The organism is Dyella sp. CR10 (assembly GCF_055814425.1).
On the sequence record NZ_CP185986.1, the window covers coordinates 911,517 to 937,290 of the forward strand.

Consider the following 25,774-nt stretch of genomic DNA (forward strand, 5'->3'; position numbering starts at 1 on the left):
GGCGCGTTCGACTATCTGGTGATGCACAAGGGTGGCCGCGATCTCAAGAGCGGCAAGAAGACGCCGTAGCGCGGGATCGAGCTTCCGGCCGCTGCATGCGGCCGGAAGCTTGCTGCATGCCATCAGGGCAGGTGCTCCAGGTCCACGTCCGGCGGCACGCCGTTCGCGGTGCGCGTGAAGGTCTGGCCGGATTTCACCGACGGGGTGAAAAAGCCGTCGTTGCGCAGATAGAACTGGTTGCCGCCGATCACGCCGCCGGCGAAATCCAGGCGCTGCTTGTTCAAGCCGGTCGGGTCGGCGTCGTAGTAAGCGGAGGTCACCTCCGTCCACGCGCCGCCGGCCGGCTTGACCCACTCGTTGCCGTAGGCCGCGCGGCGGCCGATGTAGCCGCGTTCGGGATCGAACGATTCGAGGAACGAGTACAGCCCGCGCAGATACGTGCTGACGCCGGGGTACTTCCAGGTGGCGATGAGGTGCCACTCGCAGTTGCCATTCGCGGTGTGCTGTTCGCACTGGCCCTGCGCGGCGGCGTCGGCGAACCATGAGGTGAACAGCGTGTTGCCTTCGTCGTCAGGCTGAGCACGGGTGAGGAAGCGATAGGTATGGCCAGCCACCCAGGCGTAGCGCAGGTGGCTCTGGCCGCCGGTGCCTTCGCCGCCGAAGCCGTTGGTGATCACGCCGGGGCCCTTGCGCACCAGCGTGGTGCTGCCGCCGCTCGGCGGATCCCACACCGAGAACAGCACGCGCCGCTCGGAAGGCGAGTTCACCTGGATGCCGAAGTAGCCCACGTTGAAGCCGTTGGCCATGTAGTAGGAACCGACCGGATCCTCACCGACCGGTACGTTGATCTCGCTGTAGAAGTACTCGGTGTTCGCCGGTGCCTTGAAGCCCAGGTGCACCGACGGACCGCGGCGTGACCAGTAGAAATTGCTCGGATCGTTGGCGAACACGGTGCCGGCGGCGGTGGCGCTGCCGCCGATCTGCAGGCCGCTGATATCGCCGTAATAGCCCCCGTCGGTGGAGATGCCTTGCAGGTCTACTTTCACGTAGCCCGGCTGATCGACGGTGAAACTGCCGGCGTCGAACGGCCCGCTCGACGCGCTGCCGAGGTTCACCAGATGTGACTGGCCGCCCACGCTGACTTTCACCGTGCTGTGACTGGCTCCGCTGAGCGTGCCGATCAGGGCGAGCTGCAGTTCGCCGGCCTGCTGCACGTCGAAGTACACGCTGACCACGGTTTTGGACGAATCCCAGTTGTGCAGGCCGTCGTCGGCGATGGTTTCGTTGGCGGTGGGCGACGGCTGAGTGATGAAGGCATTGCCGCCCAGCGGCACGGTGACGGCAGCTTGCTGCGCGGCGGCCGTGCCGGATGCCGCGAGCAGCAGGCCAAGACTCAAGTAAGCAATCGATCGCATGATTCCCTCCCAGGTGATGGTGCAGCGACGGAGGCCGAGGCCGGCCTCCGGAAAAGCAGATGAATGCGCGCTCGGCTCAGGGCAGGGCGTTGAGGTCGATGTCCGGTGGGGTGCCGTTCGCGGTGCGTGTAAAGTTCTGGCCCGACGCCACCGAGGGGGTGAAGAAGCCGTCGTTGCGCAGATAGAACGCATTGGCGCCGCTGAGGCCGCCGGCGAAATCCAGGCGCTGTTTGTTCAAGCCTGTGGGATCGACGTCGTAGTACGCCGTGGTCAACTCCGTCCACGCACCGCCCGCGGGCTTCGCCCACTCGTTGCCGTAGGTGGCGCGGCGGCCGATATAGCCGCGTTCCGGATCGAAGCATTCGAGGAACGAGTACAGGCCGGTGAGATAGGCGCTGGTACCGGGATACTGCCAGGTGGCGATGAGGTTCCAGGTGCCTGGCGTGGCGGCGTCGGAGAACCACGAGGTGTACTGCGTGTTGCCGCTGCCATCGGGCTGTGCGCGCGTGAGGAAGCGGTAGGTGTGGCCGGCTACCCAGTTGTAGACGAGATAACTCTGCCCGCCGGTGCCTTCGCCGCCGAAGCCGTTGGTGGTGACATTGGCGCCTTTGCGCACGAGCGTGGTGCTGCCGCCGCTCGGCGGATCCCACACCGAGAACAGCACGCGGCGTTCGGTGGCGGAGTTCACCTGCATGCCGAAGTAGCCGACGTTGAAACCGTTGGCCATGAAGTACGAACCGATCGCGTCCTGGCCGGTCGGGACATTGATCTCGCTGTAGAAGTATTCGGTATTCGTCGGCGCGGTGAAGCCCAGATGCACCGACGGGCCGCGCCGCGACCAGTAGTAGTTGGCGGCGTCGTTCGCGTACACGGTGCCGGCAGCCGTGGCGCTGCCGTCGATCTGCAGGCCGCTGATATCGCCGTAATAGCCGCCGTTGGTCGACACGCCTTGCAGATCCACCTTGACGTAGCCCGCCTGCGACACGGTGAAGTTGCCGGCACTGAACGGTCCTGGCGAGGTGCTGCTCAGATTCACGGTATGCGATTGGCCGGCGACGGTGACTTTCACCGTGCTGCTGCTGGCGCCGTTGAGCGAACCGGCCAGCGCCAGTGTCAGAGTGCCGGCCTGCTGCACGTCGAAGTACACGCTGATCACCGCCTGGCTGGAGTTCCAGTTGTGCAGGCCGGTGTCGTTGATCAGCTCGTTCGCGCTGGACGACGGCTGGGTAATGAATGCATTGCCGCCCAGCGGCACGGTGCTCGTCGCGGCTTGCGCGGCGGTTGCGCCGGACATCGCCAGCAGCAGGACAAGGCTTCGGTGGACTATCGATCGCATGACTCCCTCCCAGGTAAATGACGTTCGGTTCGTCGGACGGGCCGCTCCCCCGAGCGGTCCGGTTGCGGGTCAGGCAGGTGTTGCGTCGCGCCGAATAGTTCTGCTTTCATTTTCGTTTTGAGCGAAAATGAAAGTTTCCGATATAAAATAGAAGCAATTCGACGAGAAATGGAGAATAACGAAAGGTATTGGCGATGCAAGTGCTTTGGGCATTTGGATGTCCAAACCGAGAAGGCGCTGATGTATAGCGATGCGCCTGCACTCACCTCTCCCCTCCGGGAGAGGGCCGGAGTGAGGGGGCTGCGGAGCGGAGACTTTCTTTCGCTATGACCTGACGGCCTTGCGGCGTTTCGCCTTGAAATGCAGCGAAGGACTTGGCTCTAGATACGCTTTCTCTAGCACCCGCCCCTCACCCCGCCCTCTCCCCGGAGGGGAGAGGGCGAAGTGCTGTACTGAGGCAAGAGAGCGCGTGGCGCTCAGACCAGCATTACATCCACGCCGGCGGCGCGCAGCGCTTCGACCATCTTCGGCTCGGCGCTGTTGTCGGTAATCACGCGATGCAGTTGCTGCACGGGCGTGATCACCGAGAGGCTGCGCTGGCCGAGCTTGCTCGCATCGAATACCGCGATGGTCTCGCGCGAGACGCGGATCATCAGCGCGTTGAGTGATGCTTCCAGCGGATCGGGCGTGGTCACGCCGACCACCGGGTCCAGGCCGTCCACACCGAGGAACAGCTTGTCGGCCGACAGCTTGGCCAGCGCCTGCTCCGCGTCGGGGCCGACCAGCGAATACGAGGTCTCGCGCAGCAGTCCACCGAGCATCATCACGCGGATGTGCGCCAGGCCGGACAGCTCCAGCGCGATGTTGAGCGCGTTGGTGATCACCGTGAGCGACTCGAACTTCATCTGGCGGATCTGCCGTGCGATTTCCACGGTGGTGGAGCCGGAGTCCAGGATCACCGTTTCGCCGTCCGCGATCAGGCGCGCCGCGGCCTGGCCGATGCGCAGCTTCTGCGGATGGTGGCGCGTCTCCTTGATGTTCAGCGGTGTGTCGTGCGCGCTGGGCGCGGTGGCCGGCAGCGCGCCGCCGTGCGAGCGCGTGATGGCCGAGCTGCGCGCGAGAGCTTCCAGATCGTTGCGGATGGTGACCGTGGAGGTGCTGAACTGCCGGGACAGCTCTTCCACCGTGGCCCGGCCCTGCTTATCGACGTATTCGACGATGAGGCGGCGACGCTCTTCCACCAGCAGGCGGCGCGTCGGGGCAGGGGTTCGGTCTCGGGTCATGGAAGGCCTAGAAGTCGTGCGGCGTTGTCATGGTATACCTTGCGCAGGATAGCGTCTGGCAGGTCCAGTCCATAGATGGACCAGCGCCCTTGCGGCGGAGTCTCCGCCGGCGCGTAGTCGAAGTACTCGTCGTCGGTTTCCAGGAAGCGGTAGTAGATCTCGTACAGCGCGTCGCCGAACAGTTGCTGCGGCACGTCGTCGCCGTACGGAGAGGGCACCGCGTCGGTGCCGAACAGGATGCGGTCCTGGTAGCGCTCGAAGAAGCGCCGCGCGGTGCGCGGCTGGCGGCCCAGCTCGCCGATGCGCGCACTGATGTCCACCACGGTGTTGGGAAAACGGTCCAGGCAGGCTGCCACGGCTTCCAGGTTTTCCGCGCCGTTGCCCACGTGCATCAGCGCGAAGGTCGTCTTGGGGTGGCGCGCGATCAGGCGGTCGCGCGCGGCGAGCAGCTCGGCGTTGCTGGGAAACTCCGGCCCGTAGAACGACCAGTCCGGGTGGCGCGCCAATTCCTCGTAGCGCTCGTTGCCCGCATCGGTGGGCAGGAAGAACGCCTCCGGGTCGGAGACGTGCATGAATACCGGCAGTTTCAACGCGGCGCAGGTTTCCCACATGGGATCGAAGCGGCGGTCGTCGATCGCCACCAGCGGGCCGTCGTCGATGCGCTCGCGCAGGTACAGGCCCAGCGTCTTCAGCAGCTTCAGCCCGCGTGCGCCGACGCGTTGCGCATGCGCGATGGCATCGGCCTGGCGGTTCGGGTAATCGGCGTCGGCGAACAGGCCGAACGACGGTTCGGTCAGCGTGAGAAAACGGCCGGGCGCGGCCTGGTCGAACGTGCGGATCGCCTGCTCCAGTCCCGCACCGGTGCCGCCGGTCAGATTGACCAGGGTGCGGATGCCCTTGCGGTCCATCACCGGCAGCAGGTCTTCCGGCTGCGCGAACACAATGATCTCCTCGCCCACGGACACGCCGTTGCGCACGTTGGCGGTCCAGGTGAGGTGGGTGTGCATGTCGATCACCGGGAAGCGTGGATGCTCCACCCGGGTCTGTTTCACATGCAGCATGCTGCGCGGCTTGAAGTCGAACAGGCGCAGGCTGCTCTTGCTCTCGTCGGGCGCGGTGGCGAGCTGGTTCTTGCCGCTGTCGATGCGGACGGTACCGGCGCCGGTGGGTGGTGAGCAGCAGAGGCAGGGTTTGGGCATGAGGATGCGTGTTTCGTCTCGTCGTGCGCCGGAGAGGAATTCCTTCTCCCCTCCGGGGAGAAGGTGCCGGCAAGCGGATGAGGGGCGGGTGCTCGCGGGAAAGGCGCGACGGAGCGGGGCCTGCGTTGTCGTTCCTGCTTCTGCGCTCCGTAGGTGCCCCTCACCCCAGCCCTCTCCCCGGAGGGGAGAGGGAGTGACTGCGCGCTTATCTCGGGTACTTCGCCATGATCTTGTGCACTTCCTTGACCAGCGCCACCGCCTGGTCGAGCGGACGCAGCCACATGTTGCGGCCGAACATCACGCCCTGCGCGCCGGAAGCCATGTAGAACTCGACCTTGCGCAGCACCGCTGCATCGTCGTCGTTCTTTTCGCCGCCGGAGAACAGCACCATGGTGCGGCCGGCGGAGCGCACCACGCGCTCGGAACGCGCGGATGCGTCTTCCTGCAGCTTGTCGTACGGCGCCGGCGCATTCGTGCGCTGGTCATTGGGTTCATGGAGCTTGACGATGTCGGCACCCATTTCCAGTGCGACGCGTGCGGCGTAGTCCTGCGCGAACAGGCTGTTCTTGCCGCCCTTCGCCTCGATCGCCTCGCCGCGCGGATACGACCACATCACCAGCGGCATGCCGAAGCGCTCGCAGTCCTGGCGCACCTTTTCGAACTGGCGGATCTCATCGGCCTGGCGCGGCGAACCTACATACATGGTGTAGCCGACTGCATCCGCGCCCAGGCGCACGGCGTCTTCCACCGAGGCGAACAGCGGCGAGGTGGCTTCCGCGTCGCTAGGGATGTTGGTCTTGCCGTTGAGCTTGAGGATCAGCGGGATCTGCCCGCAGTACTCGCCCATGTACTTTTCGGCGAGGCCCACGCCCAGCGCGATGGCGGAGAAGTTGCCTTCGACGGCGAGACGGAATTGGTAGTCCGGATCGATCGCGGGCGGATTGGGAAAGAAATCGGTAGGGCCGTGCTCGAGACCCTGGTCCAGCGGCAGCACCAGCAGGCTGCCGTTGCGCGGGCCGTGACCGTACAGCAGACGCCACAGGCGGGTGCGCTTGCCGTGTGAAAGCGCCAACTTCGAAAACTTGTCGGAAGTTTTCGAAAGGGCTTGTGTGCTCTGAATCATTTCGAATACCCTGGGTTTCGTGATCGAACGGTTTCACATTCGAGCGAAACGGGCGAAATGTCAATAGTTAATAAGAAAACGAAAGAAAACGGAGGTCTTGCCGCCCTGCGCGCGAAGTCCGCGGCGGAGCAGCAGGCGGCCGGCTACGCCGACACCTTGCGCGAGGTGCTGCAGCAGCCAGCGACCTGGCGCGCCACGGCCGCGCTGTTGCGCGAGCCGGCGGTGCGCGAGCGACTGGCGCGCACGCTGTCGCCGCGTCCGTCGCATATCGTGCTCACCGGTTCGGGCAGCTCCATGTATATCGGCGAGTGTCTCGCTCCCTCGCTGCAGGAAGGGCTGGGCATCCCCGCGCAGGCCATCGCCGCCGGCACGCTGCTGACGCATTGGCGCGGCGTGCTGCCGCCGGGCGAAGGCCTGCTGGTGTCGTTGGCGCGTTCGGGCGACAGCCCCGAGAGCTGCGGCGTGGTGGATCGCGTGCTGGCCGACGCACCGGCGTGGCGGCACCTGGTCATCACCTGCAATGCCAAGGGCAAGCTCGCCACGCGCTACAACGATGACCCGCGCGTCACCGTGGTGGTGCTGGATGAGCGCACCAACGACCGCAGCCTGGTCATGACCAGCAGCTTCACCAATCTGCTGGTGGCCGGTTCCGGCCTGCTGCTGGACAGCGCCGACGTGCTCTCCGAAGCGGCCATCGCCGCGCTTTCCGCGGTGGTGGAGCATCTGTTCGACACACGGGCCGATGCGCTGGCGGAGCTTGCTTCGCGCCAGATCGACGCGGCGGTCTACCTGGGCAGCGGCGGCGGCATCGGCGCCGCGCACGAAGCCGCGCTGAAGATGGTGGAGATGACCGGCGGCAAGGTCATCACCATGGCCGAGACGTTCCTTGGCCTGCGTCACGGCCCGATGTCGAGCATTCGCCCGACCACGCTCATCGTGGGCCTGCTGTCGCCGGATCCGGCGGTGCGCGGCTACGAGCTGGATCTGCTGCGCGAACTCGACCGCAAGCAGCTGGGCCTGGCCAAGCTGGTGGTGGGCGAGGGTATTCCCGCCGATGTGCTGCGGCCGGGCGACGTGGCGATCGAATTGGCCGGCCTGGGCCATCACGGTGAATTGCCGGCGTTGCTGGCCGGCGTCGCGGTGGGTCAGCTGCTGGCGTTCTTCCGTTGCCTGCAACTGGGCGACCGTCCGGATACGCCGTCGCAAGGCGTGCTGACGCGCGTGGTGCAGGACTTCACCATCCACGGAGCCGGCGCGTGACCATGGCGCAGGCCGGACGCGTGCTGGTGGCAGGCGAGATCAACGTCGATCTCGTGCTCAAAGGCCTGCATGCGGCGCCTGCGCCGGGGCAGGAAGTGCTGGCCGACGATTTCCTGATGACGCCGGGCAGCTCCTCGATGATTTGCGCGATGGGGCTGGCGCGGCTGGGCGATGCGGTGGCCTTCCACGGCAAGCTGGGCGCGGATGCGTGGGGTGATTACTGCGTTGGCGCATTGCGCGAGGCCGGTATCGATGTCGCTTCGCTGCGGCCCGATCCGGCGCTGCGCACGGGCGTCACCGTGTCGTTGTCCACGCCGCGCGATCGCTCGCTGGTGACCTTCCCTGGCGCGATCGCCGCATTGCGCGCGGACGAGGTGAGCGATGCCTTGCTTGCCGGTGCGGGGCACCTGCATGTTTCCTCGTTCTATCTGCAGCAGGCCTTGCGCCCTGGTTGTCGCGAGTTGTTCGCGCGCGCCCGCGCCGCGGGCCTCACCACCTCGCTCGATCCGGGTTTCGATCCCGCACAGCGCTGGGGCGAGGATCTGCGCGACGTGCTGGCCGAGGTGGACCTGTTCCTGCCCAACGAGGAAGAGCTGCGCGCGCTGGCCGGTACTGACGATGTGCATGCCGGCCTGGAGCGGCTGGACAACGGCCACACGCGCATCGTGGTGAAGCGCGGCCGCCAGGGTTGCGCCACGCTGCATGAGGGCACGTTGCTGGAAGTGCCGGCCTTCGCCGTCGAGGCGGTGGACAGCACGGGGGCGGGCGATTCCTTCGATGCGGGTTTCCTGCACGCCTGGCTGCGCGGCATGGCGCTGCACGACTGCCTGCGCTGGGGCAGCGCCTGCGGCAGCCTCTCCACGCGCGGCATCGGCGGCACCACGCGCCAGGCCACGGCGGCGGAGGTCGAGGCTCTGCTGGCGGCAGCGACATGATCACGGTCGCCGGCTTCAACACCGCGATCGACCGGCTCTACACGCTGGACGCGCTGGAGCCGGGCATCGTGCAGCGCGCACTCGCCGCGCAGGCCTACCCCGGCGGCAAGGGCGTGCACGTGGCGCAGACCGTCGCCGCGCTGGGCGAGCCGGTGCAGCTGGTCGGCCTGACCGACGCCGCCCATCGCAATCTGATCGCGCGCCGCATGAGCGAACGCGGCGTGCTGTTCCATGGCGTAGAAATCGCCGGCGAACTGCGCAATTGCCTGGCGCTGCGCGAGCGCGATGGCCGCATGACCGAAGTACTCGACCCCGGCCCGTTGCTGTCACCACGCGCTCGCGAGCAATTGCTGGACACCTTGTGGCGCTGCGTGGAAGACACCGACACCATGGTGCTTTCCGGCAGCCTGCCACGCGGTTTCGAGGCGGATACGTACGCCACGCTGGTACGCCAGATCGCGCCGCGTGGCATGCGCTGCCTGGTGGATGCCAGCGGCGAAGCGCTGCGCCTCGCGGCGGATGCCGGGGCGTTCCTGCTCAAGCCCAATCGCGACGAAGCCGCGCACCTGGCCGGCCGCGCGGTGGACACCTTGGAAGACGCCGCGGCGGTGGCGCGCGCGCTGCATGCGCGCGGCACGCCGTTGCCGGTGATCACGCTCGGCGCGCAGGGCGCGCTGGGTTTCGACGGCCACGCCTGCTGGCATGCCTCGCTGGCGATCGCGCACAGCGCCAACGCGGTGGGGTCGGGCGACTGTTTTCTTGCCGGCATGGCGGTGGAACTCAAGCGCAGCGGCGAGCTGTCGCGCGCACTGCGGCTGGCCGTCGCCTGCGGCGCGGCCAACGCGCTCCACGAGGAGACCGGCTATGTGCAGCGCACGCAGGTGGAAGCGCTATTGCCGGAGGTACGGCTGATCCGCTTCGACGGATAGCAAGGCCGCCGGGGCGTCGTGGGAGCGACGCGCCGGCGGGGCAAGTGCATCGAGGCCACGGGGAGGAACGCGTCCGTGGTGTTTTTCCAAAACCTGGAGAGAACTGCGGCATGTCACCTGTTTCCGTATCCGATCTTCCCCCCTCGCTGCGGCCCCGCCCGCGTGGTCTGCGCCGCAAGCTGATCGCCGCCCTGATCGCGGCGCTCGGCATCGGTTCCGCCGCGGCGGCGGATGACACGTCGTTCGGCAACGGCGCCATCGCGGCACGCTGGTCGTTTGCGGACGGCAAGGTCGACCACGTCATGGTGGACGACAAGATCAACCAGCGACCGCTGGAGATCACTGCGCCATTCGTGCTGACCCTGGCCGACGGCAGCAAGCTCTCCACCGCAGACATGCACGCCGCTGCGGCGCCCAGGACGGTGGCGCTGAAGGCGAACGCCAAGGCCTCGCGCCTGGCCGAGCGACTGAAAGGGCAGGCGATGCAGGCCAGCTTCACCGACGCCGGCGGCCGCTTCCGCGTCGACTGGCAGCTGGTGCAGCGCGAGGGCTCGGATTATCTGCGCGAGATCGTCACCGTCACCGCGCTCAAGCAGGACGAATCGATCAAGCGCATCGATCTGTTGCAGGCGAAGATCCCCGACGCGGAAGTGATCGGCACGGTGGCCGGCTCGCCGGTGGTGTCCGGGCGCGACTACCTTGGCTTCGAGCATCCGCTGTCCAGCAGCCAGGTGCACGGCAGCAGGGTCAATCTCTGGATAGACCGCGAGCTGCCGCTGCGCAAAGGGCAGTCGGTGACTTATTCGGCGGTCATCGGCGCCACGCATGACGATCAGCTTCGCCGCGATTTCGCCGCTTACGTGGAGCGCGAGCGCGCGCGTCCGTATGCGCCGTTCTTGCACTACAACTCCTGGTACGACATCGGGTACTTCACACCCTATACCGAGGCGCAGGCACTGGACCGCATCCATGCCTTCGGCGAGGCGCTGACCGTGAAGCGCCACGTCAAGCTCGATTCGTTCCTGTTCGACGACGGCTGGGACGACCGCAGCGGCAGCTGGCATTTCAGCAAGGACTTCCCGCACGACTTCCTGCCGCTGCGCGATGCCGCGGCCAAGTACGGCGCCGCGCCCGGCATGTGGCTGTCGCCGTGGGGCGGTTATGGTCCGCCGAAGAAGGAGCGCGCCGAGCGTGGCGCGCAGGCCGGTTACGAAATCATCGATGGCGGTCTGGCCCTGTCCGGTCCGAAGTACTACCAGCGCTTCCACGACGCGGTGATGGAGCTGGTGACCAAGGATGGCGTCAACCAGTTCAAGTTCGACGGCACCGGCAATGCCGACAAGGTGTTCCCGGGCAGCGTGTTCGACAGCGACTTCGGCGCGGCGATCCAGCTGATCGAAGACATCCGCGCGGCCAAGCCGGCCACGTACATCAACCTCACCACCGGCACCACCGCCTCGCCGTTCTGGCTGCGCTACGCCGACTCCATCTGGCGCGACGGCGAAGACGACGACCTTACCGGCGTGGGCAGCAAGCGCGAACGCTGGATCACCTACCGCGATCGCGAGACCTATCGCAACATCGTGGTGAAGGGGCCGCTGTTCCCGCTCAACTCGCTGATGCTCCACGGCATCATCTATGCGAAGGAAAACCGCAATCTCGGCACCGATCCGGGCCACGATTTCGCCAATGAAGTGCGCTCGTACTTCGCCACCGGCACGCAGCTGCAGGAGCTGTACATCACGCCCACGCTGTTGACCGAAGCCGACTGGGATCTGCTCGCCGAAGCGGCGCGCTGGGCGCGCGACAACGCGGGCGTGCTGCGCGATTCGCACTGGATCGGTGGCGATCCGGGACGCCTGGACGTGTATGGCTGGGGCGCCTGGTCGCTGCAGAAGTCGATCGTCACGCTGCGCAATCCCGATGCGAGGCCGCAGGTCGCCGTGCTCGACCTGGCCCGCCAGCTCGAACTGCCGGCCGACGCCGCGCGCCGTTTCAGCGTGCGCGACGTGTGGAAGACCGGCGGCGACAAGGTACCGGCCTCTGTGGATGCCGACCGTACGACGACGGTGCAGCTGGCGCCGTTCGAAGTGCTGACGCTGGAACTGACACCGACGCGCTGAGCGGATGCCGCCGTCCGCACGCGGGAGGCGTGCGGACGGCATGGCGATCCCAAGGGAGGCATGCATGACCACGTTCGAGCGCACGAGGCGCGGTCTTCTCAAAGCGGCGGCCTTGCTGCCGGTGGCGGGCGCGCTGGGCGGCATGGCGCGCGCGGCGGCATCGTCGCCGTCCGTTGCCGATGCGGCGGCGAGCTTCGCCATCAAGCCGGAAGGCAAGGGACGTCTCGTCGCCGATTCGCTGGCGAGCCTGAGCTACGAGACCGGGCAGCTGGCCGATCCGGCGTTCTTCTCGGCGGGCAACCGTTCGCTGGTTGCCTTGCTGCGCCAGATGAATCCGCGTGGCGTGCTGCGCATCGGCGGCAACACCAGCGACTTCACCGTGTGGAGCGAATACCGCGGCGCACTGCCTGAGCAGAAGCCGCACAGGGGCGGGCCGCAGCATCCGGTGGTGCTGCGCCCGGATGCCTTGCGCGAACTGGCCGGCTTCCTGCGTGCGACGGGATGGAGGCTGATCTTCGGCGTCAACCTGAAGATCGGCGTACCGGCGATGGCGGTGGAGCTGGCCAAGGCGGTGCGCGAGGCCGTCGGCGATGATCTGCTGGCGATCCAGATCGGCAACGAGGCGAACAATTACGCCAAGGACTACGCGTCGTTCGATGCGATGTGGACGCCGTACGCCGAAGCGCTGCGTGCGGCCGGCCTGCCGATCGGCGGGCCCGATACGGGCGCCAATTCGGACTGGGTGGCCGAGTATGCGCGGCGGCACGGCAAGGACAACGTGTTCCTCAGCCGGCACTACTACCGCGATGCGGCGCCACGCGGTTCGATCGGGAATCTGCTTGGTGGCGATCCAGGCTGCATCGAGGACTTAGAGCGGCTAGTGGCAGTGGCCGACGCGGCCGGGCTGCCGCTGCGCCTGACCGAAGCCAATTCCTATTACTTCGGCGGACGCGATGGCGTCAGCAACGTGTTCGCCTCGGCGCTATGGGGTGCGGACTTCATGTTGTCGCTGGCCGAGCTTGGCGTGGCGGCGATCCACTTCCACGGCGGCACGCTGGCATCGGTGGAAGCGTCGCTCGGACGCGAAGCCAACGCCACCGCCAGCGCAAGCGATCTGGCGGCGCGGCGCGATGCGGTCAGTTCCCGCTATTCGGCGATCGCCGGCGACGTAGCGCTGGGTTTCCAGCCGCGTCCGCTGTTTCACGGCATCGCTCTGGCGCAGCGTTTCGCCGGTGCGCACATGGTACCGGGTCGCCTGGACACGGGCGGCGCCAATCTCGGTGCCTATGCGGCACAGCGCGATGGCGCGCTGCGGGTCGCGTTGATCAACAAAGACACGCTGCGCGATGCGCAGGTCACCCTGAGCGGACTGGCCGGCTACGGCAAGGCGAGCGTGATGCGGCTGCGCGCGCCCGCGCTGGACAGCCGCACGGAAGCAAGTTTTGCCGAGGTGCCGGGCGAAAGCCCGCGGCCGGACGGACAGGGCGAAACACGCATCGCGCTGCCGCGCGGCAGCGCGGCGTACCTGAGTTTCGAACGAGTGGTTTGAAAGGGCGGCACGGATGCCGAAGTCGGCCTTGCGCCGGCGATGGGGAAGGACGGTGGTGAGCTTATTGGCCATAAAACGATTGGGGAGTGCCGAAATGAACAAGCATCCGTGGTTGTGTCGAAGCAGGCTGAGCCTGCTGATTGCTTTGAGCCTGACCGGTGGCGCTGCCTATGCGCAGTCCACCACCGGCAGCATCGTCGGACAGGTACCGGCAGGCATGGGCGATACCGTCACCGTGCAGAGCGCCAACGGCCTGCAGCGCGATGTACCGGTAGACGAACGCGGCCGCTACGCCGCCAGCCAGCTGCCGCTGGGAAGCTATACGGTGACGCTGAAGCGCGCCGGCCAGCCGGTGCAGACGCGCGACAACGTCTCCCTGCGCGTCGGCGCGGCGACGGACGTGTCCTTCGCCACCGATACGGCGGCCAAGAGCCTGGAAGGCGTGAGCGTGACGGCTAACGCGCTGCCGGCGATCGACGTCACCAGCGTGGATTCGCGCACGGTGATCACCGCCGAGCAGATGGCGAAGCTGCCGTTAGGCTTTTCGGCCGAAGCCGTAGCGCGGCTGGCGCCTGGGGCGGTGAACAATGGCGGCGGCTTCGCCAGTCCCACGGGGGGCTCGCTGGTGAGCTTTGGCGGCTCGGGTGCCAACGAGAACGCGTATTACATCAATGGATTCAACACCACCGATCCGCTGAAGTCCGAAGGCGGCATGACCTTGCCCTACGGCTCGATCGACCAGGAAGAAGCCTACACCGGCGGCTACAGCGCCCAGTACGGACGTTCGGATGGCGGCGTGCTCAACATGGTGGGCAAGCGCGGTACCAATGAATGGCACTTCGGCGGTATGGCGAGCTGGGAACCGGCCGCGCTGCGCTCCTCCGCCAAGAACTTCTACTACGAGAACGGTCAGCCCAATCCGCCATTGCCAACGGGTACCCTGTACTCGCCGCGCGAGAAGAACACATCCTGGGTGACCACCTACGATGCGTACGTCGGCGGTCCGCTGATCAAGGACAAGCTGTTCGTGTTCGCCTCGGCGGAGATGGCCAAGCAGCAGGGCGCCTCAGTGGGCGCGGTCACCAGCAGTTCGCCGTATCAGACCTACAAGTACCAGATGCCCAAGTGGTACGCGAAGCTCGACTGGAACATCAACGACAGCAACATCATCGAACTGACCGGTGCGTCGAACAAGCGCTCGACTCAGGCCGATCTGTACCGCTACAACTTCCAGCAGATGGTACCTGGCCGTTACGTGGGGCATGCGGACAGCACCAAGAATGGCGGCGATCTGTGGACTGGCAAGTACACCGGCTATCTGACCGACAGCCTCACGGTGACCGCGCAATACGGCAAGATGAAGACGCGCGCCTTCCAGCAGCCGGTGGGCTACGACCCGAACCTCACCTACGTTTCCAGCATCACGTCGCAGAACCCCGACATCGTCGGCAGCCAGCCGCGCTTCAATAACCAGACCACCTCGTCGCTGTACGACCCTAATCGCGGCAATACGGTGACCAATCTGCGTCTGAGCCTGGAGTACAAACTGGGCGATCACACGCTGGCCGCGGGTATCGACAACCTCACCGCGGAGGCGCTGAGCCAGGGCAAGGTGACTTCCGGCCCGGGCTACAGCTGGTCCTACGGCCATTCGGATCATCCGACGGCGCCGCTCGACCCGGGTCTGGGCGTCGGGCCTACCGCCGACTTCGCGAACGGCGCGACGGGCTACTACGTGATGAAGAACGTCAACAGCCAGCTGGCCAACGTGAAAACGGTCCAGCACGCGCAGTACATCGAAGACAAGTGGCAGTTCAACGACCGGTTGCTGCTTTCGCTGGGCATCCGCAACGACCAGTTCACCAACTACAACGCCGACGCGCAGCCCTATATCAAGCAGACCGCGCAGTGGGCGCCGCGCCTCGGCTTCGCCTGGGATGTCAATGGCGATTCCAGTTTCAAGGTGTTCGGCAACGTGGGCCGCTACTACCTGGCCTCGCCGCTGGAGCCAGCGTTGAGCGCGGCCGGCGCACAGACCAGCACGACACAGTACTTCACCTATAGCGGCATCAACCCCGATGGCACGCCGACCGGGCTGACGCAGATGTCGCCGCCGGTATCGGCCAACAACAACTTCGGCATCCTGCCCGATCCGAAGACGGTGACCGCCAAGGATCTGAAGTCCATGTACCAGGACGAGTACATCCTCGGCTTCACCAAGACCTGGGGCAATGATTGGGTCTATGGCGCGAAGGCCACCCGCCGCGTGCTGCGCAGCGCGATCGACGATTTCTGCGACGTCGACCTGATCACCGCCAAGGCGCAGGCGCTGGGCTACAACGTCAGTTCGCTCAACAGCTGCTATCTGATCAACGCCGGCCGCGCCAACACCTTCGTGGTGGTGGATGATGCCGGGCAGCACCATGACGTGAAGCTAAGCCGCGAGGAGCTCGGCTTTCCGCCGATGAAGCGCAAGTACTACGAGCTCGATCTGTTCCTGGAGCATCCGTTCGACGGCAAGTGGTACGGCAAACTCGACTATGTGTTCTCGCGCAGTTACGGCAACACCGAGGGCTGGACGCAGACCAACGTGCAATCCGATGGCCCCAGCGAATCGGCCGACTGGGACAATGCGCCGATCATGGTCTACAGCAACGGCGACCAGGGTAACGATCATCGCCATCAGCTGAAGATGTGGGGTTACTACCAGATCACGCCCGAGTGGCTGGTATCGGGGAACCTCTCGTTGATATCCGGCGCGCCGAACGTCTGCCTCGGTCTCTTCCCGGGCGACAATCCTGACCCGTCTTCGTATGGCTCCGCGTATCACTTCTGCAATGGCGTGCCGGTGACGCCCGGCAGCATCGGGCGCCTGCCGTGGCAACGGCAGCTGGACCTGGGCGTGAAGTACACACCGGACTTCGCCGCGCATCGGCTTGGGCTGCATCTGGATGTGTTCAACGTCTTCAACGGTCAGGCGGTGGTCAACATCACGCCCAACCTGTACTCGAAGGCCGACGGCACGCTCAATCCGCTTTACCGGACGCCTCGCGTCATGCAGGCGCCGCGATATGTGCGTTTCTCGGTGACGTACGACTATTGATCGGTCCGGTCGCCGCTCCGCGACCTGCGGAGCGGCGGTCCGGTGGACGCGGGAGAGACGCATGAAGCATGGACTGACAGGGGCCGTGCTGGCCCTGGGGCTGGCATTGCCGTTCGCGGTGGCGCTGGCGGGGAACGCGCCGGCACCATCGAAGCCATCGGTGGACGACGATGACGCCAATGCCCCCTACAAGGTCTACGACGCCACGCCGGCCATCACCATGGGCCCGCTGCTGCTGGACATGGCGGACGATTCGGTGGTGGTGGAGTGGATGACCGATGCGCCCAGCGACGCCAAGGTGATCTATGGCGAAGAGGCGCTGGATCGTGAGGCCGTGCCGCAGGTGGATGGCCTGGTGCCGGTAGGTACGCAGCATCGCGTAGTGCTGCGCGGGCTCAAGGCGGGGCATGCCTATCAATACCGCGTGGCTTCGCGCCGCGTGGTGGCGCTGAAGCCGTACTGGCCGGAGCGCGGCAATACGGCGCAGAGCGAGATCTATCGGTTTACGACGTTCGATCCGTCGAAGACGACCGCGAGCTTCGTGTCGATGACTGACACACACGAGAACGTGGCGCGTGTCGATGCACTGATGGCGATGGCGCGTGACCGTCCGGTGGATTTCGTGGTGCATACCGGCGACGGCGTGCATTACGCGGTCAACGAGAATCAGGTGAAAGACAAATTCCTCGGTCCGGTGGCCGCCGGTCTGCAAAGCCATATTCCGTTGATCTACGCGCGCGGCAACCACGAGTACCGCGGCGAGTTCGCGCGTTCGCTCGGCTCTTACCTGCATGCGCAGGAAGGCCGCTACTACTACACGCGCGATCAGGGGCCGTTGCACTTGGTAGTGGTCGACACCGGCGAGGACAAGCCAGACGCCACCAATGTGTATGCCGGCCTCAACGATCTGCGCGCCTATCGCCAGGAAGAGTTCGCCTGGTTTGAACAGGCATTGGACGAGCCGCGGACGCGCACGGCGCCGTTCACGGTCGTGCTCGGTCACGATCCCGAATGGGGCTGGCTGGACGGCGCCAATGCCGAGTGGACGAAGCGGGCGAACGCGGCGAAGGTCGATCTGTTCATCGCGGGGCATCTGCATGTCTACGAGCGGGTAAAGCCTGGCACCCGAGGCAATGAGTTCACGATTCTTGCGCTCGGGCAGGATCAGCTCGCGCGGGTCGACGCGGGCGAGCGGCAGTTGAAGGTCACCGTGGTGGACCGGGCGGGAAAGACCGTGGACGCGTTCACGCTGGAGCGGCGAAGCAAGTAGGCTGACGCGAACTCGTGCGGGGAGGTGGCAAGGTGGAACCCATCGGCATGCATTTGCGTCGGCACGGCTGGCTTGGCCTGGTGTTGATCCTGGGCACGCTGCTGGCAACCTCCTGCGCCGCGGAGACCCTCGCTGCCTTCGATGTCGCTCCCGCGCGCGATGCCCTGAAACGGCTGCTGCCCCATCACGAAGCACAGATCACGCTGGTCGCCTTGCCCCAGGAAAGTGGTGATCGCTACGAAGTGCGCGGCAGCGCTGGCCATATCGAAGTGGCCGGCACCACGCCGGCGGTGCTGCTGACCGGCGTGGAGGCTTATCTCGAACGCGTGCCCAAGGTGAGTATCGGCTGGCCGGGCGACAGCCTCGCGCGCCTGCCGGCGACCTTGCCGGCACCGTCGCGGCCGATCGAAAGCCGCGCGGTCGTGCCCGACCGCTTCGCGCTCAACGACGTGGACGACGGCTATTCCGATGCGTATCTCGACTGGCCGGGCTGGGAGCGCAAGCTGGATTTGCTGGCCCTGCGCGGCATCAACGAGGTGTTCGTGCCGATCGGCGCGGAAGAGGTATACCGGCGCACCTTCCGCGAGTTCGGCTATGACGACGACGCTGTGCGTGCATGGATCCCCGCGCCGGCTCATCAGCCGTGGTGGCTGCTGCAGAACATGTCGGCATTCGGCGGGCCGGTGTCGCCGCAGCTGTTCGAGCGGCGCGCCGAACTTGGCCGCCGCATCGCTGCGCGTCTGCGCGAGCTGGGCATGCAGCCGGTGTTTCCCGGCTATTTCGGCACCGTGCCGCCTGGTTTTGCGGCGAAGCAGCCCGGGGCGTCGCTGGTGCCGCAAGGGGAATGGGTGGGTTTCCAGCGGCCGGATTGGCTGGACCCGCGCGATCCGCGTTTCGCCAAAGTCGCGGCGACGTTCTATCGCCACCAGCGCGAACTGTTCGGCGACGCGGCGCTGTACAAGATGGATCTCCTGCATGAGGGCGGCCGCGCCGGTGACGTGCCGGTGGGCGAGGCGGCGAAGCAGGTATTCGCCGCGCTCGACGCCGCGCATCCGGCGGCACGCTGGGTATTGCTCGGCTGGCAGCACAATCCGCCGCGCGCCGTGGTGGAGCATGTGCCGCATGAGCGCTTGTTGATCGTCGACGGCCTGTCCGATCGCTACGACGGCATGGACCGCGAACGCGACTGGGGCGGCGCGCCGTATGCCTTCGGCACTATTCCGAACTTCGGCGGGCACACCACTCTGGGCGCGAACACAGGCGTGTGGATCACGCGCTCCGCGTCGTGGCGGCAACGCGAAGGCAGCGCGTTGCGCGGCATCGCCTATATGCCCGAAGGCAGTGGTACCGACCCGGCCGCCTATGCGTTGTTCACCGCGCTGGCCTGGACGCCAGTGCCGGACGACGCGCCGCGCTGGTTCGCCGATTACGCGGCTTATCGGTACGGTGGCAACGATCCACATGCCGTCGCGGCATGGCGCATCCTGGCTGACACGGCGTATGGCATGCCTTCCAAGGAATGGTCGGAGCCGCACGACAGTCTCTTCGCCGCGCGCCCGAGCCTGGACGCGCGCAGCGCGGCGACTTGGTCGCCGACCGAGGCGCGCTACGATCTCGCGCGTTTCGACGGTGCCGTATGCGAACTGCTGGAGGTGGCGCCCGCGCTGCGTACGACTTCCGCGTATCGGCACGATCTGGTCGACGTGACGCGGCAAGCCATCAGCAACCGGTCGCGCCTGCTGTTGCCACGGATCAAGGCGGCCTATGAGGCCCGCAATGCGCAGGCCTTCCATGGCTTGACCGCCGAATGGCTGGACGATATGGCCTTGCTCGATCGTCTGCTTGCGAGCGATCCCGATTTCCTGCTGGGCCGCTGGCTGATGCACGCAAAGGAGGCGGGTAAGGACGCGGAAGCCGCGCGGCTGGAGTACGACCAGCGTTCGATCCTCGTCAGCTGGGGCGATCGCTCCGGCGCTGACCGCGGCGGGCTGCACGATTACGCCAACCGCGAGCTGGCGGGGCTGGTCGATGGCCTCTACGCGCGACGCTGGCGCCAATACTTTGAAGCCTTGAAGGCCGGACTGGCCGGCGGCGCGGTACCATCGATCGACTGGTTCGCGCTGGAACAGGACTGGGCTCGCTCGCGCGAGGCCTATCCCACGAAACCCGCGGGCGATGCCTGGCGGCTCGCCGACGAGGCGGTGCGACGGTTGCGGCTCTGCCGCGGCCGCGCTGCGGAGGCAGCGGCCGGCAAATAAGCATTGCCCCCGTTTCGTAGCCCGAGGAGTCCGCGCATGCGGCGAAGAGAGTTCCTGCGCCTGAGTGCGCTTGTGCCGCTGGGCGCGCTGAGCGCACGCGTGGAAGCGGCCCTGCCGCCGCTGGCCGCCGAGCCCCTGCCGGACGGACATGCGCACCGTTTCGAACTGGCCCGACGCGCCTTCCTGCTCGATGGCCACGCCTTCCAGATCCGCAGCGGCGAGATGCACCCGATCCGCGTTCCGGCCGAGTACTGGACGCAGCGCATCCGCATGCTCAAGGCGATGGGGCTGAACACGGTGGCCATCTACCTCATGTGGAACGCGCTGGAGAGCGAGCCGGGCGTGTTCGATCTGGAAAGCGGCAATCGCGACTTCGTGCGCTTCATCAAGCTGTGCCAGCAGGAAGGCATGTGGGTGTACCTGCGGCCGGGTCCGTACGTATGCGCGGAGTGGGATTTCGGCGGCTTGCCGCCGTATTTGCTGCGCTATCCGGACATCCGCGTGCGCGACAAGGACGACCCGCGTTACATGCAGGCGGTGGCGCGCTACATGGACGCCATCGCGCCGCGCGTCGCGCCGTTGATGGTGGCCAACGGCGGGCCGATCCTGATGGTGCAAGTGGAGAACGAGTACGCCTCGTTCGGCGGCGACCTGGCGTATCTGGAGAAGATCCAGGCGATGTGGCGCGAGCGAGGCATCGATGGGCCGTTCTCGATCTCCGACGGCCTGGGCACGATCCAGAAGCAGAAGACCTATCTGCCCGGGAGCGCACTGGGGCTGGACGGCGATACCGATTTCGCCGCCGCGCAGGCCATCGCCGGCGAGATGCCGGTGTGGGTGGGCGAAGGCTACCCGGGCTGGCTGACGCACTGGGGCGACAAGGAGTTCCAGCGCGGGGACTATGCGGCGACGCTGACGAAGCTGATGGCCGAAGGGCGCTCATTCAATCTTTACGTGGCGCACGGCGGCACCAATTTCGGCTTCGGCGCGGGCGCGAACGCCGATGCCGACTACGGCAAGTTCGAGCCGACGATCACCAGCTACGACTATGGCGCGCCGGTCGACGAGCGCGGCGAAGCGACGGCGGACTATCGCGCGTTCCGCCGCATCATCGGCGCGCACCTGCCGCAGCCGCTGCCGGCGATGCCTGCCGCGCCGCCGGCGATGCGCTTCGCCAGGACGATGCTCCAGCCCCATGCCTCGCTATGGGACAACCTGACGCCGGCATCGAAGAGCACCGAGGTGCCGCAGGCGAAAGAACTGCTGCTCGGCCAGGACTACGGCATGGTGCTGTACCGCACGATGAGCAAGGCCGGCGGTACCCTCGCCATCGACGGCGTGCGCGACTACGCGACCGTGTTCGGCGCCGAACGCTATCTCGGCTATGTCTCACGCGTACGCGCTGCCGGATTGCGCGAGGCGCAACAGGTGGAGCTTCCCCCGCCGCAGGCGCAGGACGGCGATGCGATCGAGATCCTCGTCGATAGCTTCGGCCATGTCGGCTATGGGCAAGCGATGGCCGATCGCAAGGGCATCGTGGGCGAGGTGCGCGTCAATGGCGTCGCGCAGCGCGGATGGACGGTGCACGGGTTTCCGCTCGATGCGGCGTTCCTCGCCGGTCTGCGTCCGCTGACGAAAGCGCCGGCCAGGCCCGGCGTGTTCTTCAAAGGCGCATTGCGGCTGGAACGCACGGCCGACACGTACATCGACATGAGCGCGTGGGACAAAGGCTACGTTTGGGTCAACGGCCATCTGCTCGGCCGCTACTGGCGCATCGGCCCCCAGCAGCGATTGTTTTGTCCGGCATCGTGGCTGAAGGCGGGCGAGAACGAAGTGCTGGTGTTCGATATGCATCGTGTCGAAGCCGGACCTATCGAAGGTTTCGAGCGACTGCATGATTGAGCGAACCGGCGTACGACCTCCAGTCGCGCCGTTCACGGCGCGCCGACGGTCTCATTCAATAGTGACGTCGGCGTGGTTCCGTCTGGCGTCGTCGAACGCTTCCAGCAGCAGCTCGAACAGGCCCCGGCCGGTGCTCGACACGAAATAGTTCGCCATGGAGGTAATGTCCGGGCTTATGCGGTCGCCCCACGGAGGGGACGCGTCGGGATCGTCGATGTCCCAGATCACCGCAGTCGGCGGGAACTGCGCGAGTTCTTCGCGGATTCTTATCAGCTCGTCTATCGCTTCGTCGACTTTGTCGGCAGGCACGTGCCCGCTGTAGAAGTTGACCGAAACGATCGGAAATCGTGTGCCGGCGCCGGCTGGCTCAAGACGTCCCGCGATCGTGGAAAAGAAGGCGTTGAAGAAATCGGGCGAACCCACTTCATCGACGACGGAACCCACTCGGACACCGACGGACATGCACGATCCCTGTATCAGCCTGTGGCGGAAAGTCGTTTCTATCCCATGAGAGGAGAGGGCGCCACTCCCGCTGGGCGTGATGGCCCCGTAGCGGCGCAGGTCGGGGTGAGCGAAGCGAACCCCGACACCTGCGCCAAGTCGTCACAGCTCCACGTGCGCGCGCAGCGCGACGAACCTTGCCGGTCCACGGTCGCGGTTGTAGCCCGGATGCCGGACCCATTGGACATCCGGGCTGAGGGTCAGATGCTCGAACGGCACGAAGCTGTAGTAAGCCTCGACGATCTGCTCGTGCCCGTAGTTCAAGGCGCCATCGCCCAGCACGAAGCCGCTGCCGCCGCGTTCGAGATACTCGCGATGCGGCGAGGAAAGCGCGTTGACGACCAGACCTAAGCTCAAATGATCCTGCTGGCGTCCCCAGTGCGCGCCGGACAGCTGGACGCCGCCACTCACGGTGCGATCCACCTCGGTGAAAGCGAACGACTCGTTGCGTCCGTCGTTCCAGCCCGCGCGCATGAACAGGCCGGTGTCGCCGCCATCGGCCAGCGGCAGTTCGCCGTTGAGGCCGAAGCCGTATTTCTTGCGGCCGGGCCGGTCGTCGGCGCGGATGTCGGGCGTCGTGCCCTTGGCCAGCGCCTCGGCGATGACCTTGCGGTAGATGCCCATGCTGGCCTGGTTCTGGAATATCAGCGCGCGCAGCGCCCAGCCGTTCTTCTGCGGCTGGATGGTCAGTTCCATCTGCTGGCCGCGTGCCTTGTGCAGCGACTGCACTAGCCGCGAACCGTTCGCCTCGCGCGGCATGCGATAGATGCCGTAGCGCAGGCTCCAGCCCGACTCGACGAGGCCGACCATCAGCCCTTCGGTGTAGCCGCGCGTGTCGGCGGCGAAGTCCCAGGCGACGTTGTTGAACAGCGCCCAGTTCATGAACTGCGTGCGCGTGCCGTCGGCGTAGCGGTTCTTGTCGAAGTCGTCGTTGATCGCCATCTTGCCGATCTTCACTTCAATGCGGCGAGCGGCTTCCTTGCCGGGCAGCTGGTCCATGGCGCGCTCGGCGTCCTCGGTCTCGTCACCCAGCGGCAGCGTCCAGCGCAGGAAGCGGCGCGCGACATAGGGCGTCTTGCCGAGGCTGGCCGAACCGGAACGGATCACGTCGCCGTTGGTGAGGCCGCCCATGCCGGTGGCGCCGCTGACGCCTTCGCCCTTGAACATTTCCACGTCGAAGTAGAACTGGAAATGTGCGGGCAGGGCGACGCCGAAGTAGGCGCCGAAGGTGTGCGAGCGCGCGGTGTCGGTGCGTGCGGTGAGGCTCAGCGGCCCCGCATACGGCGAATGCACGCGGTACTGATGCTGGTCGACGAAGGTGTACTGCGCGCCCAGCCATTGCGGCACGAACACGGGCGCCTCATCGGCGCAGGCGGGCAGGGCGGTGGCCAGGAGTGCGCCGATCGCGAGAAAACGTATCGATCTCATCAACGATTCCGTACAGGGCGCGGCACGGGGAAGAACGGCCGATTTCCTCGTATCGCGCCATGAAGACAGGTTCGACGTGGCTTCGCTCCGACGCCGATCATGGAAAGAGCCACTGTCCATGCATGCCCGACTCGGCGCCGTGAATAATCCGTCGGCTTTGCGCATGGTCGCACGCGTGTATGGCACGTCAACGACGGATGGCTGCGGACGGGCCAAGCAAAAGGCCGCCTTGCGGCGGCCTTTGGCGGAGAACGAGGGCGAGCGGATCAACCGCCGCCGCGCGAAGCCTTCTTGCGGTCGTTCTCGGTGAGGTGCTTCTTGCGCAGGCGGATTTCCTTGGGTGTGATCTCCACCAGCTCGTCATCGTCGATGAAGTCCAGCGCCTGTTCCAGCGAGAACTTGATCGCCGGGGTGAGCTGGATCGCATCGTCCTTGCCGGAGGCGCGCATGTTGGTCAGCGGCTTGGGCTTGATGGCGTTGACGGTGAGGTCGTTGTCCTTAGAGTGGATGCCGACCAGCTGGCCTTCATACACCGAGTCGCCTTCGGCGGCGAACAGCTTGCCGCGCTCCTGCAGCGGCCCCAGCGAGTAGGCGGGGGTGGTGCCGGCGGCGTTGGCGATCATCACGCCGTTGAGGCGCTTGGCGATCTGGCCTTCTTCCTTCGGGCCGTAGTGGTCGAACACGTGGAACAGCAAGCCCGAACCCTGGGTGAGGGTCTTGAACTGGTTCTGGAAGCCGATCAGGCCACGCGCCGGGATCATGTACTCCAGGCGCACGCGGCCCTTGCCGTCCGGCTCCATGTTCTTGAGCGCGCCCTTGCGCACGCCCAGGCGCTCCATCACGGGGCCCTGGTGGATCTCTTCGACGTCGACCACCAGCTGCTCGATCGGCTCCATCTTCTGGCCGTCGATCTCCTTGATGATCACTTCCGGACGCGACACGGCCAGCTCATAGCCTTCGCGGCGCATGTTCTCGATCAGCACGGACAGGTGCAGCTCGCCGCGGCCGGAGACCAGGAACTTGTCCGCGTCCGAGCCCTGCTCGACGCGCAGCGCCACGTTGTGGACCTGCTCGCGCTCCAGGCGCTCCTTGATCTGGCGGCTGGTGAGGAACTTGCCGCCGGAGAGATCCTTGTTGCCGGCGAACGGCGAATTGTTCACCTGGAAGGTCATGCTGATGGTGGGCTCGTCCACGGTCAGCGCGGGCAGCGCCTCGGGCGTGTCCAGCGCGCAGACGGTATCGGAGATGGTCAGCTCCTGGATGCCGGAGATGGCCACGATGTCGCCGGCCTCGGCCGAATCCTGCTCGATGCGCTCCAGGCCCATGAAGCCCAGCACCTGCAGCACTTTGCCCTGGCGCTTCTTGCCGTGACGGTCGATCACCGCCACCGGCATGTTCTTCTTCAGCGTGCCGCGCTGGATGCGGCCAATGCCGATGACGCCGACGAAGTTGTTGTAGTCGAGCTGGCTGATGCGCATCTGGAACGGGCCTTCCGGATCCACGTCCGGCTTGGGCGCGTGCTTCATGATGGCTTCGTACAGCGGGGTCATGTCGCCTTCGCGGGCTTCCGGGTCCAGCGAGGCGTAACCGTTCAGCGCCGACGCGTAGACGATCGGGAAGTCCATCTGCTCCGGCGTCGCGCCGAGGCGGTCGAACAGATCCCACACCTGTTCCACGACCCACTCCGGACGAGCGCCCGGGCGGTCGATCTTGTTGACCACCACGATCGGCTTGAAGCCCATCGCGAAGGCCTTCTGGGTGACGAAGCGAGTCTGCGGCATCGGGCCGTCCATCGCGTCGACCAGGATCAGCACGGTGTCCACCATCGACAGCACGCGCTCCACCTCGCCGCCGAAGTCGGCGTGTCCGGGGGTGTCGACGATGTTGATGCGGTTGCCCTGCCAGGTGATGGCGGTGTTCTTGGCCAGGATGGTGATGCCGCGTTCCTTTTCCTGGTCGTTGCTGTCCATGACGCGCTCGGCCAGCACGGTGCGCTCGGAGAGCGTGCCGGACTGCTTCAGCAGCTGGTCGACGAGCGTGGTCTTGCCGTGGTCGACGTGGGCGACGATGGCGATATTGCGCAGATTTTCGATGGACATGGGATCGGCTCGGGCGGCCGGGAGGCCGTCGCGTAGGTTTCTCAAGGGCGAATCGGCCGAT

The 25,774-nt window shown here is 66.2% G+C and carries 17 protein-coding genes; 9 read left to right on the top strand and 8 right to left on the bottom strand.

What is annotated here, in order from left to right; translation table 11 throughout:
* Positions 1 to 122 precede the first annotated feature (122 nt).
* From ACNR9O_RS04275 to ACNR9O_RS04295, 5 genes are all read right to left on the bottom strand, one after another.
* The gene (locus ACNR9O_RS04275) at positions 123 to 1,415 is read right to left on the bottom strand and encodes a DUF3472 domain-containing protein (protein WP_473682536.1); all 1,293 of its coding nucleotides are present in this window, start codon (positions 1,413 to 1,415) and stop codon (positions 123 to 125) included.
* A 76-nt stretch (positions 1,416 to 1,491) separates the two neighbouring features.
* Complete coding sequence (locus tag ACNR9O_RS04280; protein ID WP_473682534.1) at positions 1,492 to 2,751, bottom strand: DUF3472 domain-containing protein; 1,260 nt, start codon at positions 2,749 to 2,751, stop codon at positions 1,492 to 1,494.
* A gap of 476 nt (positions 2,752 to 3,227) precedes the next feature.
* The gene (agaR, locus tag ACNR9O_RS04285) at positions 3,228 to 4,034 is read right to left on the bottom strand and encodes a transcriptional repressor AgaR (protein WP_473682532.1); all 807 of its coding nucleotides are present in this window, start codon (positions 4,032 to 4,034) and stop codon (positions 3,228 to 3,230) included.
* Positions 4,031 to 5,233, bottom strand: coding sequence for an amidohydrolase family protein (locus tag ACNR9O_RS04290; RefSeq protein WP_473682530.1), 1,203 nt, complete (start codon positions 5,231 to 5,233; stop codon positions 4,031 to 4,033). Before ACNR9O_RS04290 ends, agaR begins: the two co-directional genes overlap by 4 nt.
* A gap of 205 nt (positions 5,234 to 5,438) precedes the next feature.
* Positions 5,439 to 6,305: a class I fructose-bisphosphate aldolase gene (locus ACNR9O_RS04295; protein WP_473682528.1), complete on the bottom strand. Its 867-nt coding sequence runs from the start codon at positions 6,303 to 6,305 to the stop codon at positions 5,439 to 5,441.
* A gap of 108 nt (positions 6,306 to 6,413) precedes the next feature.
* On the opposite strand from ACNR9O_RS04295, the gene ACNR9O_RS04300 reads away from it, so the two are divergent.
* The 9 genes from ACNR9O_RS04300 (at position 6,414) to ACNR9O_RS04340 (ending at position 21,685) form a co-directional block, all read left to right on the top strand.
* Positions 6,414 to 7,616, top strand: coding sequence for an SIS domain-containing protein (locus tag ACNR9O_RS04300; protein WP_473682526.1), 1,203 nt, complete (start codon positions 6,414 to 6,416; stop codon positions 7,614 to 7,616).
* Positions 7,617 to 7,618: 2 nt separating this feature from the next.
* Positions 7,619 to 8,551 carry a carbohydrate kinase family protein gene (locus ACNR9O_RS04305; RefSeq protein ID WP_473688409.1) on the top strand — a complete coding sequence of 311 codons (933 nt, stop codon included), beginning with the start codon at positions 7,619 to 7,621 and terminating at the stop codon, positions 8,549 to 8,551.
* Complete coding sequence (locus ACNR9O_RS04310) at positions 8,548 to 9,480, top strand: 1-phosphofructokinase family hexose kinase (RefSeq protein ID WP_473682524.1); 933 nt, start codon at positions 8,548 to 8,550, stop codon at positions 9,478 to 9,480. Before ACNR9O_RS04305 ends, ACNR9O_RS04310 begins: the two co-directional genes overlap by 4 nt.
* Positions 9,481 to 9,590: 110 nt before the next feature.
* Positions 9,591 to 11,603, top strand: coding sequence for an alpha-galactosidase (locus ACNR9O_RS04315; RefSeq protein ID WP_473682522.1), 2,013 nt, complete (start codon positions 9,591 to 9,593; stop codon positions 11,601 to 11,603).
* Positions 11,604 to 11,667: 64 nt separating this feature from the next.
* Positions 11,668 to 13,152: a glycosyl hydrolase family 79 C-terminal domain-containing protein gene (locus ACNR9O_RS04320; RefSeq protein ID WP_473682520.1), complete on the top strand. Its 1,485-nt coding sequence runs from the start codon at positions 11,668 to 11,670 to the stop codon at positions 13,150 to 13,152.
* A gap of 94 nt (positions 13,153 to 13,246) precedes the next feature.
* On the top strand, positions 13,247 to 16,255 hold the full coding sequence (locus ACNR9O_RS04325) for a TonB-dependent receptor (protein WP_473682518.1): 3,009 nt from the start codon (positions 13,247 to 13,249) through the stop codon (positions 16,253 to 16,255).
* A 61-nt stretch (positions 16,256 to 16,316) separates the two neighbouring features.
* A complete protein-coding gene (locus tag ACNR9O_RS04330; protein ID WP_473682516.1) occupies positions 16,317 to 17,525 on the top strand; it encodes a purple acid phosphatase family protein in 1,209 nt (402 codons plus the stop codon).
* Positions 17,526 to 17,572: 47 nt separating this feature from the next.
* Positions 17,573 to 19,783, top strand: coding sequence for an alpha-N-acetylglucosaminidase (locus tag ACNR9O_RS04335; RefSeq protein WP_473682514.1), 2,211 nt, complete (start codon positions 17,573 to 17,575; stop codon positions 19,781 to 19,783).
* 36 nt (positions 19,784 to 19,819) lie between these two features.
* Entirely contained in the window at positions 19,820 to 21,685 is a 1,866-nt protein-coding gene (locus tag ACNR9O_RS04340; RefSeq protein WP_473682512.1) for a beta-galactosidase, read from the top strand.
* A gap of 51 nt (positions 21,686 to 21,736) precedes the next feature.
* Here ACNR9O_RS04340 and ACNR9O_RS04345 read toward each other — a convergent pair whose 3' ends face one another.
* The 3 genes from ACNR9O_RS04345 to typA all read right to left on the bottom strand — a co-directional run bounded on the left by ACNR9O_RS04345 (position 21,737) and on the right by typA (position 25,713).
* Complete coding sequence (locus tag ACNR9O_RS04345) at positions 21,737 to 22,147, bottom strand: Imm70 family immunity protein (protein WP_473682510.1); 411 nt, start codon at positions 22,145 to 22,147, stop codon at positions 21,737 to 21,739.
* Positions 22,148 to 22,288: 141 nt separating this feature from the next.
* Positions 22,289 to 23,614, bottom strand: coding sequence for a carbohydrate porin (locus tag ACNR9O_RS04350; protein ID WP_473682508.1), 1,326 nt, complete (start codon positions 23,612 to 23,614; stop codon positions 22,289 to 22,291).
* A gap of 266 nt (positions 23,615 to 23,880) precedes the next feature.
* Positions 23,881 to 25,713 (bottom strand): translational GTPase TypA, encoded by a 1,833-nt coding sequence (gene typA / locus ACNR9O_RS04355; RefSeq protein ID WP_473682506.1) that lies wholly within the window; start codon positions 25,711 to 25,713, stop codon positions 23,881 to 23,883.
* Positions 25,714 to 25,774: the final 61 nt, after the last annotated feature.

Excerpts from the sequence above, each read along its gene's own strand:
- ACNR9O_RS04290 (WP_473682530.1), bottom strand. The coding sequence starts at position 5,233 with ATGCCCAAACCCTGCCTCTGCTGCTCACCACCCACCGGCGCCGGTACC.
- ACNR9O_RS04345 (WP_473682510.1), bottom strand. The coding sequence starts at position 22,147 with ATGTCCGTCGGTGTCCGAGTGGGTTCCGTCGTCGATGAAGTGGGTTCG.
- ACNR9O_RS04325 (WP_473682518.1), top strand. The coding sequence starts at position 13,247 with ATGAACAAGCATCCGTGGTTGTGTCGAAGCAGGCTGAGCCTGCTGATT.
- agaR (WP_473682532.1), bottom strand. The coding sequence starts at position 4,034 with ATGACCCGAGACCGAACCCCTGCCCCGACGCGCCGCCTGCTGGTGGAA.
- typA (WP_473682506.1), bottom strand. The coding sequence starts at position 25,713 with ATGTCCATCGAAAATCTGCGCAATATCGCCATCGTCGCCCACGTCGAC.
- ACNR9O_RS04315 (WP_473682522.1), top strand. The coding sequence starts at position 9,591 with ATGTCACCTGTTTCCGTATCCGATCTTCCCCCCTCGCTGCGGCCCCGC.
- ACNR9O_RS04305 (WP_473688409.1), top strand. The coding sequence starts at position 7,619 with ATGGCGCAGGCCGGACGCGTGCTGGTGGCAGGCGAGATCAACGTCGAT.
- ACNR9O_RS04335 (WP_473682514.1), top strand. The coding sequence starts at position 17,573 with ATGCATTTGCGTCGGCACGGCTGGCTTGGCCTGGTGTTGATCCTGGGC.
- ACNR9O_RS04280 (WP_473682534.1), bottom strand. The coding sequence starts at position 2,751 with ATGCGATCGATAGTCCACCGAAGCCTTGTCCTGCTGCTGGCGATGTCC.
- ACNR9O_RS04300 (WP_473682526.1), top strand. The coding sequence starts at position 6,414 with ATGTCAATAGTTAATAAGAAAACGAAAGAAAACGGAGGTCTTGCCGCC.
- ACNR9O_RS04320 (WP_473682520.1), top strand. The coding sequence starts at position 11,668 with ATGACCACGTTCGAGCGCACGAGGCGCGGTCTTCTCAAAGCGGCGGCC.
- ACNR9O_RS04310 (WP_473682524.1), top strand. The coding sequence starts at position 8,548 with ATGATCACGGTCGCCGGCTTCAACACCGCGATCGACCGGCTCTACACG.
- ACNR9O_RS04350 (WP_473682508.1), bottom strand. The coding sequence starts at position 23,614 with ATGAGATCGATACGTTTTCTCGCGATCGGCGCACTCCTGGCCACCGCC.
- ACNR9O_RS04275 (WP_473682536.1), bottom strand. The coding sequence starts at position 1,415 with ATGCGATCGATTGCTTACTTGAGTCTTGGCCTGCTGCTCGCGGCATCC.
- ACNR9O_RS04340 (WP_473682512.1), top strand. The coding sequence starts at position 19,820 with ATGCGGCGAAGAGAGTTCCTGCGCCTGAGTGCGCTTGTGCCGCTGGGC.
- ACNR9O_RS04330 (WP_473682516.1), top strand. The coding sequence starts at position 16,317 with ATGAAGCATGGACTGACAGGGGCCGTGCTGGCCCTGGGGCTGGCATTG.